This is a genomic window from Leclercia adecarboxylata (assembly GCF_006171285.1).
Taxonomy (GTDB): domain Bacteria; phylum Pseudomonadota; class Gammaproteobacteria; order Enterobacterales; family Enterobacteriaceae; genus Enterobacter; species Enterobacter barmai.
On the sequence record NZ_CP040889.1, the window covers coordinates 4,398,222 to 4,411,725 of the forward strand.

A 13,504-nucleotide genomic window follows, 5' to 3' on the forward strand; every position below is an offset into this window, starting at 1 on the left:
GTGGCCCTCGTAGGCCCGGCAAGCGTAGCGCCGCCGGGCGATATTTTGGTTGCGGCGTACGGTTTTGGACTTTGTAGGCCCGTGCAAGCGAAGCGCCGCCGGGCAATTACCGCGAGACTAAACCTGGCGCCTCAACCCACGCCTTCACCCGCATCCCGCGCAAAATCATCATCCACGCCAGCACGATGGCGACCATCATAATCACAAACAGCGACCAGTGCGGGAGATGGGTCAGGATCAGTCCGGTGATCATCGGGTTAAACGCCGCGCCGAGCCAGCCGAGCGCCTGGGCGGAGAAGTAGCTGGCTTTCATACCCGGCGGGGCGATATTGTCGATCAGCATATACTCACCCGGCGCATAAATAATCTCACCGATGGTAAACACCGCCGCTGCGATCCCCCAGTAGACCAGGTTCTCGCCGGAGAGCATAAACCCCGCCAGACCGAGGACAAAAAACAGGGTGCCGAGAGTCATTAACGGGCGGATATTCCGCGCCGACAGCTTGCGGCCAATGATGTACTGCAGCGAGACCACCAATGCGGCGTTTACCGGCAGCACCACGGCCACCACGTTCTGGGCAAAATCACTGTCGTAGTCCGCCGCCAGCACGTACTGCGAAATACAGCTGGCGAACGAACCGCCCACGTAGGAGGCCAGCAGGCCGGAAAGGGTATACCAGAACAGCGCCCGATCGCGCAGCAGCACCGACGGCTGCCACGGCACCGGGGCGTGTTCACCGTCGGCCGCCACGCTTTTCTGCACATAGCGCTGAATCAACACCAGCGGCAGGGCGGCGCAGAAGGCCGCGACCCAGAACGGTAGCTGCAGGCTGTACATCACCAGCAGGGTGCTGAGCGGTGGCCCGATGGTCCAGCCAATGTTCAGAAAGCTGTAGTTCAGCGAGAACACCCGCGCCTTTTCCGCCGGGCTCAGCACGTCAGAGAACCAGGCTTTCAGCACCGTGGAAAAGACCGAATAGGCGCAGTTGATCAGTGAAAAGGCTAGCACCACCAGCACCACGTTATCCACCAGCGGGATCGCCAGAAAGCCCAGCGCCACCGCGAAAATGGCGATCAGCATGTAGCGGTTTTTATCGAACTTGTCGGCCAGAATGCCAAAACCCAGGCTGAAAACCACGCCAATCGTCAGGGCCACCGTCAGGGCATAACCAATATTCTCCACGCTCATGTTGAAGACGCGGGTCAGATAGATGGTCATGAACGGCAGCGTGGCGCCGCGTCCAATGGTGAGTAATAACGATGACGCCAGCAGCGCTGCGGTTGAGCGCCTGAGTGATGTGTTCATTTTCCTGCCCGACAATTGCGTGTGAATTTTTTGTTATGTCTTATCAGGATTATCACGCCATAAGGGGCTTGTATAGCACCAAATTTATCCCTAAGTGCTTCGCCTGACTGCCAGAAATAATGATCTGTTCCTCTTCGGATTTTTTCGTTACTTTGATAAGTGTTTACAAAAATTTAATAAACAGGGGCAGGGTATGACGCGTAAAGACGGGCTGCTGGCATTACTGGTGGTGGTGGTTTGGGGGCTGAATTTTGTGGTGATCAAGGTCGGGTTGCACAATATGCCTCCGCTGATGCTGGCCGGTTTACGCTTTATGCTGGTGGCCTTCCCGGCGCTGTTTTTTGTTGCCCGTCCGAAGATCCCGTTTCGTCTGCTGCTGGGCTACGGCCTGACCATCAGCTTCGGTCAGTTCGCCTTCCTGTTTTGCGCCATTAACTTCGGCATGCCCGCCGGGCTGGCTTCGCTGGTGCTGCAGGCGCAGGCGTTCTTCACCATCATCCTGGGGGCGCTGGTGTTTGGCGAGCGGCTTCAGGGCAAACAGCTGGCGGGGATCGCCCTGGCGGTGGTTGGGGTGCTGGTGCTGGCAGAGGCCAGTCTCAACGGACAGCACGTCGCGCTGCTGGGCTTCTTGCTGACCCTGGCGGCCGCCTTCAGCTGGGCGTGCGGCAATATCTTTAACAAAAAGATCATGCAGCTCGAGACGCGTCCGGCAGTCATGTCGCTGGTGGTGTGGAGCGCCCTGATCCCGATTGTGCCGTTTATGCTGGCGTCTTATCTGCTGGATGGCCCGACGGTGATGTATAACAGCCTGGTGACTATCGATGTGACCACCATTTTGTCGCTGGTCTATCTGGCGTTTGTCGCCACCATCATCGGCTACGGCATCTGGGGCACGCTGCTCGGACGCTACGAAACCTGGCGGGTGGCACCGCTGTCGCTGCTCGTTCCGGTCGTCGGGATCGCCAGTGCGGCACTGCTGCTCAATGAAAAACTCGGGGCGCTGCAGCTGATTGGGGCCGTTCTGGTGATGGCTGGACTCTATATTAACGTCTTTGGCTTTCGCGTACGCCGGACGGCGCGGGTGAGGGGCTAAAAAAAAGCCCCGCGCGGGCGGGGCAAAACGAATTAATTGTGCTGATTGTAATACGGCACCCCTAACTCGTCGGATTTGTCGCTGCCTGCGCCCATATGGTTAAAATCGTGGGGCGACTGACCGTTAGCGGTCGGCAGGATCATCGTGTCGCGGCTGTGAGGCTGCGGCACAGAAGGCGTTTGCTCCGCAAAACTCTGGGCAGAGACCAGCACCAGTGCGGTGAAGGCGGCGGAAGCTAACAGTTTCATATATTCCTCGATACGTCTTAATACAGGCGATTAGCAGTTACAGTGATTGATCGGAAGCAGATACCGGGATTCCCCGTGCATATTGGTAATACGGTATTTATGCGGTGGCACATCGAAGTAGTTCTTGAACGTGCGGGTCAGCGTTTGCTGCGATTCAAACCCGTAACGCTCAGCCAGATACAGGATCGGCTCGTTACTTTCCTTCAGCTTCTGTGCGATTTCCGTTAATTTGCGGCTGCGGATGTACTGGCCTAATGAGTGGCCGGTCTCTTTTTTGAACATCCGTTGCAGGTGCCATTTTGAGTAACCTGAACGCTCAGACACTTTCTCAAGCGAGAGCGGCGACTCCAGGTTATCTTCGATCCAGCCCAAAATGCTATGAATAGTGATGGCGTCAGTATTGCGTCTGGACATCGTCATACCTCTTTCTGTTTACGGCAGGATTTTCTTAAGCAAGAGCTCAAGAGTTGCCACTTCGTCCGCCGTTAAGTTTTTTGTTAGTTCCTGGTGCAGTTCTTGTCCTACTAATTGATGACATTGTTCACACATTTCCGCGCCGTCACTGGTCAGTTGCAACAGCACGCCGCGTTTGTCATTCGGATTAGGGCGGCGCTCAATCCAGCCCCTGCAGACCAGCCTGTCGATCATTCGCGTCAACGCGCCGAGGTCGACGGATAAGATTTTCTTAAGCTCAACCGGGGTGATACACACCTCGCAGCGCACGGAGCAGAGCACTTTAAATTGCGTTGCGGTGATATCCAGCGGTGACAGATAGTCATTGAGCAGGCGGTCTTTCTTCTGGTTAACCATATAGATAAGGCGACCCAGCGGAATGATTTCGTTGAAGAGGTCACTGGTGCTTTTCACAATGGTTGCCCTGGCAAGTAGTTTAATCACGGCAGATATTATTGCTCAGGCAACTATAAGTCAACTGAATGCATTTGCTTATGACACGATTTGCTAAAGCGATTCAGATCACTTTTTTGCCCGCTTCGTAGAACGACATATCATCGTGGTGAATTGATTTCGGCGCGAAAATATTACTTACGAAGCGCGCGTAGTCGAAACAGGGGTTTTCACCCTATACTTGCGTGGTTCATTTTTGATAAGGACAACTCAGTAAAATGGTTGATTTAATTAAAGCAATTGGTCTTGGGCTGGTGGTTCTGCTGCCGCTGGCGAACCCATTAACCACCGTTGCGCTGTTCCTGGGTCTGGCGGGGGATATGAACCGTGAACAGCGTAATCATCAGTCGCTCATGGCCTCTGTTTACGTCTTCGCGATCATGATGGTGGCGTACTACGCCGGACAACTGGTGATGAACACCTTTGGGATCTCCATTCCCGGCCTGCGCATCGCCGGTGGCCTGATTGTTGCTTTTATCGGCTTCAGAATGCTGTTCCCGGCCCCGAAAGCGACGCATGCCAGCGACGCGCAGGACACGCTTGAGGAGATGCAGGATAAAGAAGCACCGAACATCGCCTTCGTGCCGCTGGCCATGCCAAGCACTGCGGGTCCGGGTACGATTGCGATGATTATCAGTTCCGCCTCGACGGTGCGCAGCGGCTCTGACTTCCCGGACTGGGTAATTATGATTGCACCGCCGCTGATATTCGCCCTTATCGGCGTGATCCTGTGGGGTTGTCTGCGTAGCTCGGGCGCGATTATGCGCTGGGTGGGCAAAGACGGTATCGAGGCGATCTCCCGTCTGATGGGCTTCCTGCTGGTCTGCATGGGCGTGCAGTTTATTATCAACGGCGTGCTGGAAATTATTCAGACCTATCCGTCATAGCCAAACCGGGCGGCGTCCTGCCGCCCGGACTTTTCTCTAACCGTGATGCGGCTGCTCTTCCAGCGTGACCGGCCATTTGCGGAAGATCAGCACCGACCAGATTAACGCCGCCAGCGCCGGTATCGCCCCCAGATAGCCAATCGACGCCATCGAAATATGCAGGCTGATCTGATTCCCCACCAGCGCACCCGCGCCAATCCCCAGATTGAAAATCCCGGAGAAAAGCGCCATCGCCACGTCGGTGGCATCTGGCGCCAGGGCCAGCACCTTAACCTGCATCCCGAGACCGATGATCATGATCGCCACGCCCCAGACAACGCTCAGCAGCGCCAGGTTCATTTCGCTGCCCGACGCGGGCAGCAGAAGCAGCAGACACGCCAGCAGCAGGCCAATGGCGCTGCTCACCAGCAGGGAGGCGTGACGGTTGCCGAGCTTACCGAACAGCACGCTGCCGATAATGCCTGCGCCACCCAGCAGTAACAGCAGGATAGTGGCGAAACGGGCGCTAAACCCGGCAACCGTCTGCACAAACGGCTCGATATAGCTGTAGGCGGTGTAGTGCGCCGTCACAACCACCACCGTCAGCAGATAGAGGCTCATCAGCGCCGGACGACGCACCAGCAGCGGCAGGCTTTTCAGCGATCCGGAGTGTTCGCTCGGCAGTTTCGGCAACAGTTTAATCAGGCACAGCAGGGTGAACAGCGCCCCAAGGCCGATAACGAAAAAGGTGGTGCGCCAGCCGAACATCTGCCCGACGATGCGCCCGAGCGGCAGGCCGAGCACCATCGCCAGGGCGGTGCCGGTCGCCAGCAGGCTCAGCGCCTGGGCGCGCTTCCCGGCCGGAGCCAGACGAATGGCCAGCGAGGCGGTAATTGACCAGAAAATCGCGTGGGCAAAGGCAATGCCGATCCGGCTAATCACCAGCACGCTAAAGTTCCAGGCCAGGAACGACAGAACATGGCTGGCGATAAACAGCACGAACAGCCCGATCAGCAGCTTGCGGCGTTCGATCTGGCTGGTGAGCAGCATAAAGGGCAACGACATCAGCGCCACGACCCATGCGTAGATGGTGAGCATGATCCCCACCTGGGCGGTCTCCATGCCGAAGCTGTTGGCGATATCCGAGAGCAGGCCGACGGGAACAAATTCCGTGGTGTTGAAGATAAACGCGGCAACGGCGAGCGTCACCACCCGTAGCCATGCGACCCGGCGGGAAACTGTGTTGGTTGTCATAGGGATGTCCGGGATTGATTACGTAAATGAGGTGTGACGATCTTAAAACCTTCCCTGGTGGAAATACAATCATTTTGTGATGCAGATCTCACTGTGATGGCGCAGTAATCGCTGGTGAAATCGGTTCTTTTCCATGAATATAGGATGCAACATAACGTTAACAACAGGTAAAGCGATGCAGGATATCGAGTTTTTTCTGGTCGATGCGTTCAGCGATGGCGCATTTGGCGGTAACCCGGCGGCGGTGTGTCCGTTGCCGGAGTGGTTGCCGGACGAAACGCTGCTGAAGATGACGCAAGAGCATAACCAGTCGGAGACCGCTTTTTTCGTGCGCCATAAAGGCGGCATCGAACTGCGCTGGTTTACCACCCACGGCGAGGTCAATCTCTGCGGTCACGCGACCCTGGCCACCGCCTGGGTGCTGTTCAACGAGATGGACTATCCCGATACCCGGATCCATTTTGATACGGCGTCCGGCAGGCTGACTGTCAGCCGCGACGGCGACTGGTTAACGCTCGATTTCCCGGCCTGTCCGACGCAAGTACAGACTCCGCCGCCAGAGATGCTCCGCGCGCTGGGGATAAGCCATTACGTCGAGGCCCGCAAGGGGCGCGCCTGGGTGCTGGTGCTGGAAAACCGCGAGCAGGTAGAGGCGGTAGCGCCGAATATCCACGCCATGACGCCGGGCGAGCATAAAGTGTCGATCACCGCCCGGGGCGAGGGCGAGTACGATTTTGTCAGCCGCTTTTTCTCGCCGGGCGTGGCGCTGTGGGAAGATCCGGTCACCGGCTCGGCGCACACCATGCTGATCCCGTACTGGAGCGAAAAGCTCAACAAAACATCGCTCTTTGCCCGGCAGGTCTCTGCCCGGGGCGGCGACGTGCGTTGTGAACTGAAGGGCGACCGGGTGCTGATGAGCGGCAAGGCATCGCTGTATATGAAAGGTCATCTGTTTTTGCGCTAAATAAGGGTTAACCCAATGAAAGAGATCGAATTCTATCTGGTCGATGCGTTTAGCGACCGCGCGTTTGGTGGGAATCCCGCAGCCGTTTGCCCTCTGGAGGCCTGGCTGCCGGATGACGTTCTGTTGAAGATGGCACAGCAGCACAACCAGTCGGAAACCGCGTTTTTTGTGCGCACCGACACCGGCTTTGAACTGCGCTGGTTTACCACGCAGTACGAAATCAACCTCTGCGGTCACGCCACGCTTGCCAGCGCGCACGTGATTTTTGAGTATCTCGACTACCCGCAGACCGAGATTGTCTTCTCCACCCGCTTTGTGGGCGACCTGAAGGTCAAGCGCAGCGGCGACTGGCTGACGCTGGACTTCCCGGCGTGGGGCTGCGAGCCGGTCGCTAACCCGCCGGAACTGCTGTTCAACACCCTGGGTATCCGCGAGGCGAAAGAGGTGCGGGTAGGGCGCGATTACCTGGTGGTGCTGGAAAACCAGCAGCAGGTCGAGGCCTTAAACCCGGATATCGACGGCATGATGCCGCTGGGCAAGATGGTCTGCGTTACCGCGCCGGGGGACGAGTATGATTTTGTCAGCCGCTTCTTCTGTCCGGGCGAAGGGGTGGCGGAAGATCCGGTCACCGGCTCCGCCCACAGCATGCTGATCCCATACTGGAGCGAGAAGCTGGGTAAAACCGCCATGCTGGCGCGGCAGGTTTCTCCCCGCGGCGGGGATCTGCGCTGCGAGCTGAAGGGTGACCGGGTGTTGATCGGCGGCCAGGCGGCGCTCTATCTGAAAGGCACCGTGTTCCTGCGGAGATAAAAGCAAAACGGCAACGCAAGTTGCTGTTTTTAGTGTTTGCACCCTCGGACCAAAGGAGAGGGCCGGGGTGAGGGCACCAGGCCGCACAACACCCCTCGGCATCGCCCGGCGGCGCTGCGCTTGCACGGGCCTAGGATTTTGTAGGCCGGGTAAGGCGCAGCCGCCACCCGGCAAACAGGCCGCACAACTCACCCCAACGACGCCCCTCCGCACAGCACCAGCTCCTGCCCGGTGACGGGCGCGGCATCGGCGCTCAGCAGATAACTCACCATCGCCGCCACCTCTTCCGGGGCGATTAATCTCCCCATCGGCGGTACTTTTGGCGGGGACGTTTGCCGTCCGGGGGCGCTCAGCATCGGGGTCTGGGTCGCACCCGGAGCCACCACGTTGGCGGTGATCCCGCGCGGAGCCAGCTCCGCAGCCCAGCTGCGCACCATCCCCACCAGCGCCGCTTTGGTGGCAACATACTGCGAACGACCCGCTGCACCCCGGGAGGTGCGGCTGCCGATGGCCACCAGCCGTCCGCCCGCGCTCATCCGCGGCGCAAATTGGTTAAACAGGATCTCGGCGGCGTGAATATGCAGCCCCCACAGGCGGCCACTGACCACCGGATCCAGCTCCCCGAGCGGGGCGGCGGCCATCATTCCGGCGGCGTGAACAATCGCCTGCGGCACCGGAAGCGCATTCAACGCAGTCGCAAGCGTGACAGTGTCACTCAAATCCAAGCTCAGGCTGGTGAAATTCGGATGCGCATTATCCACTCCGCGGCGGCTTAACCCCGTGACCTGCCAGCCCTCGGCCAGCAGGCGCTTCACGATGGCTTCGCCGATACCGGAACTGGCACCCGTGACGATGGCAGTGCGCATATCACACCTCCAGCAGCGCGCGCGGCACTTTGAATACCGCCTTGCGCACGGTCATCGGGGCATCAGCCGCACACAGCGCCTGATGCGGCTCGCCGGGCAGAAATACCGCGAAATCCCCGCGCTTCAGGGTAATGCTCACCGGATGTACCGCCCCGGGGGCGATATAAAGATCCGGCTTGCGCTCTTCGTCGCCCTCCTGCGCCAGGGACTGCATTCCGGCGTTGATGATTTCCACACCCGCCACCACCACCTGAATATCCGCCCACTGATGATGATATTCCGTATGGCGCTGCGCCTGCGGCTGGGTCTGCGCCGGGCCGATATGGCAGAACCACGGACAGCCTTCCGGCTGCCAGCGTCCGTCATCCCGGGCGGCCAGCGCCGCCAGAGAGCAGTCCGGGCGATCGAGTATCTCACGCAGAGCGGCGGGGAGCCCTGCCAGCGGCAGGGCGTTAAGGTGTCCGATAATCACCGTTGCGACTCCTTTACCCATTCCGGGGAGACGCGCACGTATTTGATCGCCTGACGGAAGTACGTATAGGCGATATGCAGCGACCCGTCGGCACCCTGTTTGATGCTGGGATAAGAAAACTCACGGTTGAGTTTCTCCAGCGAGTTGTTGGTCATGCAATAGCCGTCGCCCTCGTCGAGGTTGCGCTGCCAGGCCCAGCTTTTCCCGCCGTCGGCGGAAATCGCCACGGTCATTGGCGCGCGCGGTGCGCCCCAGAATGCGGCTCGGCCGTTGATGACTTCCGGCTCTTTACGCCCGTCGCCGTCGTCAATCTCGTCGTACAGCGAGGCGCGACGCTCCAGCGCACCCGCCGCACTCATGTGGTTAAACACCAGCGCCAGCTCACCGCTTGCCAGCGTCGTGACCTGAATCGACGAGTTGTTGTTCGGCAGCTCAGTCGGCTCCGGCACAGACCAGCTTTCGCCGTTGTCGAGCGACTGGCTGATGTAGATATTGTCCGCCCAGCGGCTACGGTACAGCGCCACCAGGTGGCCGTTGTTTAGGGCGGTGATGTTCATGTGCACGCAGCCCAGGCTTTCAGGCACCTCGACATCGCGCCAGCTCCGGCCCTGGTCTTCGGAGATTTTCACCGCGCTGATGTCATCGTTGCCCACCCATTTTTCACCCGGCTGTGTGCGGCAGTAAAAGACCGGCAGCAGCCAGTTGCCGTTATCCAGCACCACAATCGGCTGGCGGATAAAGGTGCCGGGCTTATCCAGCAGGGTGGCGATCTCGCCCCAGGTCTGGCCCAGATCGCGTGACTGGCGATAGCGCACGATGGCGGTATCCTGGTTGCCGGAGAGCTGGGCGGTCCACAGCAGCCACAGCACGTTGTCCGGGGCGAGGAACAGCACCGGGTTCTGCTCCGAGCGGCTGGCGTCGTCGGAGAGTTTCACCGCCTCGCTCCACTGGTTGCTGCCGGGAGCCAGGCGCGACCCCCACACCGAAATATCAGCGATCCCTTCCTGGGTGCCGCCGAACCAGACGCACATCAGGGTGCCGTCCGGCAGCGGCAGCAGGTTTGCTGCGTGATTCTGCGGGCAGGAAGAGGGCAGCATCGCCGTTTCCACGCGGCCATCCTCTGGCTGCGGGCGAACAATCCCGTCACGGGTTACGGTTACAGACATATCAGACTCCATTATGTTGAACAGGGGCAGGCGCTTTGCGATCCGCTTTATTCGGGATCAGACGGTCGAGGACCATAATCACCGCCGGGGTGATCAGCGCGATATACATATTGTTGATGCCAAACGGGTCGCCGAGCAGATACCACAGGGAGGTCACGACGCAGGCCCCAATCAGACCAGCGTTCGCCCCGCGGGTGCTCTTAAAGAACGGCGCATAGAAGGCAATCACCGCCACCACCGTAATCGACAGACGAATAGCGCGGGTGAAGAAGGACAGCTTCAGCACCTCGGGCACCAGCAGGACGAAAATCAGCGGCAGGAAGCCAATCAGCAGCGACATCCAGCGGGTGGCTTTAAACTCCTGCTCCGGGGTTGGGTTGCGGTAAGGCACGTAGAAATCTTTCACCACCAGCGAGGCGATGGCCAGCGCCACGGTGCTTACGCTGACGAATATTGACGCAACAAGTGACGTTGTCACAAGGCCCGCCACCCAGGGGTTCATGTCCTGCAGGAAGATAGGCATGGCGTACAGGCTGTCGATCTCCGGGTGGAGATACTTGGCGGCAACGCCAATCACCGCAATCGCCAGGGCGATCGGCAGACAGAAGAAGAAGGCGACCCAGGTGGCGCGTTTAGCCGACTTCACGTCTTTGGTGGAGGAGATAGCCTGGATCACAAACTGGGTGCAGAAGATGGAGCCGATGGTGCCGATCAGCCAGGCAAAGATGGTGCTGGCCCCGATGTTGCCGTCCCAGGTCCAGTAGTATGACGGCATCTGCTCAATCATCGGCGTAAAGCCGCCGGTTTTAGAGAGCGCGAAGCCCATGATCACCAGGATACCGAAATACTTCAGGGCGCTGTGCAGCAGCGTCACCCAGGCCACGCCCTTCATGCCGCCAAAGGCGAAGTAGAAGGTACTGACGATAGCCGTGATAAAGGCGGCAACCGGCAGGTTGACCTTCAGGACGGTGGAGATCGCCGCCGCGCCAGAAACGTAGTTGCCAACGTTCACCAGCAGCAGGGCGTAGATCATGATAATCGAGATGATGTTTTTGGTGCTGGTGCCGTACTTCTCGGCAATCGCCCCGGAGATGGTGATTTTGCCGGTGTTATAGATGCGTTTCACCAGCAGCAGGCCGAACAGCGGGAAGCCGATAGCCGCGCCAATCACCGACCAGGAGGCGGCAAAACCGTCTTCGAACGCCGCCTGGGCGGTGCCGATGGTGGATTTAGCACCGATGTATTCAGACATCAGCAGGATCCCGACGATGAACGCCGGCATCGCCCGGGAGCCTTCCATAAAATCGCCGGAGTTTTTACTGCGCAAGCGGAAGGTCAGCCAGGTGGTAAACAGGATGTAGACAATCACGATGCCTACGATGATCAGGGTATCTTCAGCGGTAAAATTGTTCATCTTTGCCTCTCTTCAGGGCGTAGGAAACCTGGGCACCCGTGGTGCCCGGTATTCTTATGGACGAAATCAAACGCCGGTTACTGCAGTGACTTCGTCACTATCTGGCGGATCTGTTCAGTCTGTTGCGCATCGAAAGCCACCGCGTAGCGGCTTTCACCCACCTCTTCGCCCATCACCTGCAGCGCTTTTTTCACCGCCGCCGGGGAGAAGGCCACTTTATATAAATTGGTACGCAGTTCAGTAACCCCTTCCTGCGCCTGACGCGAGCCGTCGATATCCCCCGCATGGAAACGCGTCCAGATGGCGTTAATCGCCTCCGGGGCGACGTTGGCCAGCCCGGAAATACAGGCCGAACAGCCCTCGACAAAGCCCTGATGGATCAGCGAGTCCGGGCCGTTCAGCACGTCGAAACCGTCGATACCCTCGGCGGCTTTCAGGAACCCGCTCAGGCTCTCGTAGCTGCCCGCGCTGTCCTTAATGCCGATGATATTCGGATGCGAGGCCAGCACCCGGGCGGTTTGCGGCTCGATGGTGTTGCCGGTACGCGCCGGGATGTTATAGAGGAATACCGGCACGCTCAGGGCATCGGCGATCGCGGTGTAGTGGCTGATGAGTTCCGCCTGGGTCAGGGGCACAAACCACGGGGTGATCACCGAAACGGCATCCACGCCCAGGGCTTCAACCTGCTTACCGAGTCGGATAGTGGCCCGGGTGGAGATCTCCCCGATATGTGCCACCACCGGTGCACGCCCGGCGACCTCTTCCACACAGGCGCGGGTGACGGCCACTTTTTCCTCTTCGGTGAGGACGAAAAACTCACCGTTGGTGCCGCCGCAGAAGATGCCGTTTCCCGCCGCCAGCTGCCGCTGGATCTGACGTCTCAGCTCCGGCAGATGCAGGGCGCCGTCATCGGTAAAGGGGGTGACGATCGCCGTCAGCACGCCTTCAATCTTGTTACGCATTGTTCACTCCTTCGAGTTTAAATTTCGGGGAACAGGGTCTGGTAGATGCCCTGTACCTCGGCATGGCTGACCTGACGCGGGGCATTGTTCATCAGGCGTTTTACGTTCAGCGCGGCATCGCTCAGCGAAGCGATATCTTCCCGCGGTACGCCCAGCGTCTCGAGGTTGTCCGGTAAATTGAGGCGGCGTACCAGCGCGGCAAACCACTCAACCAGCGCGTGGGATTTCTCCTCCGCCGACAGGGAGGTATCGGCACCTGGCACCAGATCCCACACCCGGGCGAATTTTTCTACCGCGTCCGGGCGCACCACGCGCATGCAGGGCGCCAGCAGAATGGCGTTCGCCACGCCGTGCGGCAGGTGATATTTGCCGCCAAGCGGATAGGAAAGGGCATGCACCAGATGGGTCCCGGCATGGGCAATCGCCACGCCGCCGTAGTAAGAGGCCCACAGCATTTCGAGCTTCGCCATCAGGTTGTGCGGCTCGGCGCAGGCGGTTTCGATGTTATTCACCAGCTTGCGCAGTCCTGTCAGCGCCGCGTTATCGCTCACCGGGTTGGCGACGGTGGCGGTATAGCACTCGATCAGATGGCAGAGGGCGTCGATCCCGGTAGAAGAAGCAATATGCGGCGGCATGCTGGTGGTGAGTTCCGGCAGCAGCGCCACGTAATCCGGCAGCAGAACCGGGGAGATAATGCCGACTTTGGTGCTCTGCTCGGGAATGGCGAGGATGGCGTTTGGCGTGGCTTCGGAGCCGGTACCGGCGCTGGCCGGGATCAGCAGCGACGCGAGGCGCTCGGTCGGTTTTTCACCCGCCAGCAGGGCATCCAGCCCCGGTGATGCCGGATGACACAGCACGGAGAGCAGCTTCGCCACATCCAGTACGCTGCCGCCGCCCACGCCCACTACCAGATCAAAGGCGGTATCGTCGAACTCCGCCAGCAGGGCGCGGACGTCGTGATGCGTTGGCTCCGGCGGCACGCTCTCAATCACGCTGAGGCTACGGTTGTCGGCTTCCAGCAGGGCGCGGATGGCGCGGGCGGCGTCCAGACGGGCGATATTGCCGTCGGTGACCAGTAAAAGGCGCGTCTTACCTGCCAGCAGTGGTGCAAGGGCCGGGATCGCACCCGCACCGCTGATAATCGTACTGTTAATGGTTAACACTTTGCTCTCCTGTT

The 13,504-nt window shown here is 59.4% G+C and carries 15 protein-coding genes; 4 read left to right on the plus strand and 11 right to left on the minus strand.

The window, feature by feature from the left end; translation table 11 throughout:
* Window positions 1–106: 106 nt before the first annotated feature.
* The gene (gene ydeE / locus FHN83_RS22915; RefSeq protein ID WP_138368899.1) at window positions 107–1,306 is read right to left on the minus strand and encodes an efflux MFS transporter YdeE; all 1,200 of its coding nucleotides are present in this window, start codon (window positions 1,304–1,306) and stop codon (window positions 107–109) included.
* Window positions 1,307–1,499: 193 nt separating this feature from the next.
* Between ydeE and eamA the strand changes: the two genes are divergently transcribed.
* Window positions 1,500–2,399 (plus strand): O-acetylserine/cysteine exporter, encoded by a 900-nt coding sequence (gene eamA, locus FHN83_RS22920; protein ID WP_138368900.1) that lies wholly within the window; start codon window positions 1,500–1,502, stop codon window positions 2,397–2,399.
* A gap of 32 nt (window positions 2,400–2,431) precedes the next feature.
* Here the strand turns inward: eamA and marB are convergent, their stop codons facing one another.
* The 3 genes from marB to marR are packed head-to-tail and all read right to left on the minus strand — an operon-like array spanning window position 2,432 to window position 3,514.
* Window positions 2,432–2,647, minus strand: a complete 216-nt coding sequence (marB, locus tag FHN83_RS22925) for a multiple antibiotic resistance protein MarB (protein WP_039028829.1) — start codon at window positions 2,645–2,647, stop codon at window positions 2,432–2,434.
* Window positions 2,648–2,677: 30 nt separating this feature from the next.
* Window positions 2,678–3,061 (minus strand): MDR efflux pump AcrAB transcriptional activator MarA, encoded by a 384-nt coding sequence (marA, locus tag FHN83_RS22930; RefSeq protein ID WP_138369239.1) that lies wholly within the window; start codon window positions 3,059–3,061, stop codon window positions 2,678–2,680.
* 18 nt (window positions 3,062–3,079) lie between these two features.
* Window positions 3,080–3,514 carry a multiple antibiotic resistance transcriptional regulator MarR gene (marR, locus tag FHN83_RS22935; protein ID WP_039028827.1) on the minus strand — a complete coding sequence of 145 codons (435 nt, stop codon included), beginning with the start codon at window positions 3,512–3,514 and terminating at the stop codon, window positions 3,080–3,082.
* 257 nt (window positions 3,515–3,771) lie between these two features.
* On the opposite strand from marR, the gene FHN83_RS22940 reads away from it, so the two are divergent.
* Window positions 3,772–4,440 (plus strand): MarC family NAAT transporter, encoded by a 669-nt coding sequence (locus tag FHN83_RS22940; RefSeq protein WP_039028826.1) that lies wholly within the window; start codon window positions 3,772–3,774, stop codon window positions 4,438–4,440.
* A gap of 36 nt (window positions 4,441–4,476) precedes the next feature.
* On the opposite strand, the gene FHN83_RS22945 is transcribed toward FHN83_RS22940, so the two are convergent.
* Complete coding sequence (locus FHN83_RS22945; RefSeq protein WP_139565035.1) at window positions 4,477–5,673, minus strand: sugar transporter; 1,197 nt, start codon at window positions 5,671–5,673, stop codon at window positions 4,477–4,479.
* Window positions 5,674–5,848: 175 nt separating this feature from the next.
* On the opposite strand from FHN83_RS22945, the gene FHN83_RS22950 reads away from it, so the two are divergent.
* Together FHN83_RS22950 and FHN83_RS22955 are read left to right on the plus strand one after the other, a co-directional pair.
* Window positions 5,849–6,637 (plus strand): PhzF family phenazine biosynthesis protein, encoded by a 789-nt coding sequence (locus tag FHN83_RS22950; RefSeq protein WP_139565036.1) that lies wholly within the window; start codon window positions 5,849–5,851, stop codon window positions 6,635–6,637.
* A 15-nt stretch (window positions 6,638–6,652) separates the two neighbouring features.
* Window positions 6,653–7,447: a PhzF family phenazine biosynthesis protein gene (locus tag FHN83_RS22955; RefSeq protein ID WP_139565037.1), complete on the plus strand. Its 795-nt coding sequence runs from the start codon at window positions 6,653–6,655 to the stop codon at window positions 7,445–7,447.
* Window positions 7,448–7,635: 188 nt separating this feature from the next.
* On the opposite strand, the gene FHN83_RS22960 is transcribed toward FHN83_RS22955, so the two are convergent.
* The 6 genes from FHN83_RS22960 to FHN83_RS22985 form a co-directional block, all read right to left on the minus strand.
* Complete coding sequence (locus tag FHN83_RS22960; protein ID WP_139565038.1) at window positions 7,636–8,313, minus strand: SDR family NAD(P)-dependent oxidoreductase; 678 nt, start codon at window positions 8,311–8,313, stop codon at window positions 7,636–7,638.
* Window position 8,314: 1 nt separating this feature from the next.
* Window positions 8,315–8,785 (minus strand): YhcH/YjgK/YiaL family protein, encoded by a 471-nt coding sequence (locus tag FHN83_RS22965; protein WP_139565039.1) that lies wholly within the window; start codon window positions 8,783–8,785, stop codon window positions 8,315–8,317.
* Entirely contained in the window at window positions 8,782–9,951 is a 1,170-nt protein-coding gene (locus tag FHN83_RS22970) for a sialidase family protein (RefSeq protein WP_139565040.1), read from the minus strand. Before FHN83_RS22970 ends, FHN83_RS22965 begins: the two co-directional genes overlap by 4 nt.
* Window position 9,952: 1 nt before the next feature.
* Window positions 9,953–11,365, minus strand: a complete 1,413-nt coding sequence (locus FHN83_RS22975) for a sodium:solute symporter family protein (protein ID WP_039028819.1) — start codon at window positions 11,363–11,365, stop codon at window positions 9,953–9,955.
* Window positions 11,366–11,442: 77 nt separating this feature from the next.
* Complete coding sequence (locus FHN83_RS22980) at window positions 11,443–12,327, minus strand: dihydrodipicolinate synthase family protein (RefSeq protein ID WP_139565041.1); 885 nt, start codon at window positions 12,325–12,327, stop codon at window positions 11,443–11,445.
* Window positions 12,328–12,344: 17 nt separating this feature from the next.
* Entirely contained in the window at window positions 12,345–13,490 is a 1,146-nt protein-coding gene (locus FHN83_RS22985; RefSeq protein ID WP_139565042.1) for an iron-containing alcohol dehydrogenase, read from the minus strand.
* Window positions 13,491–13,504 lie beyond the last annotated feature (14 nt).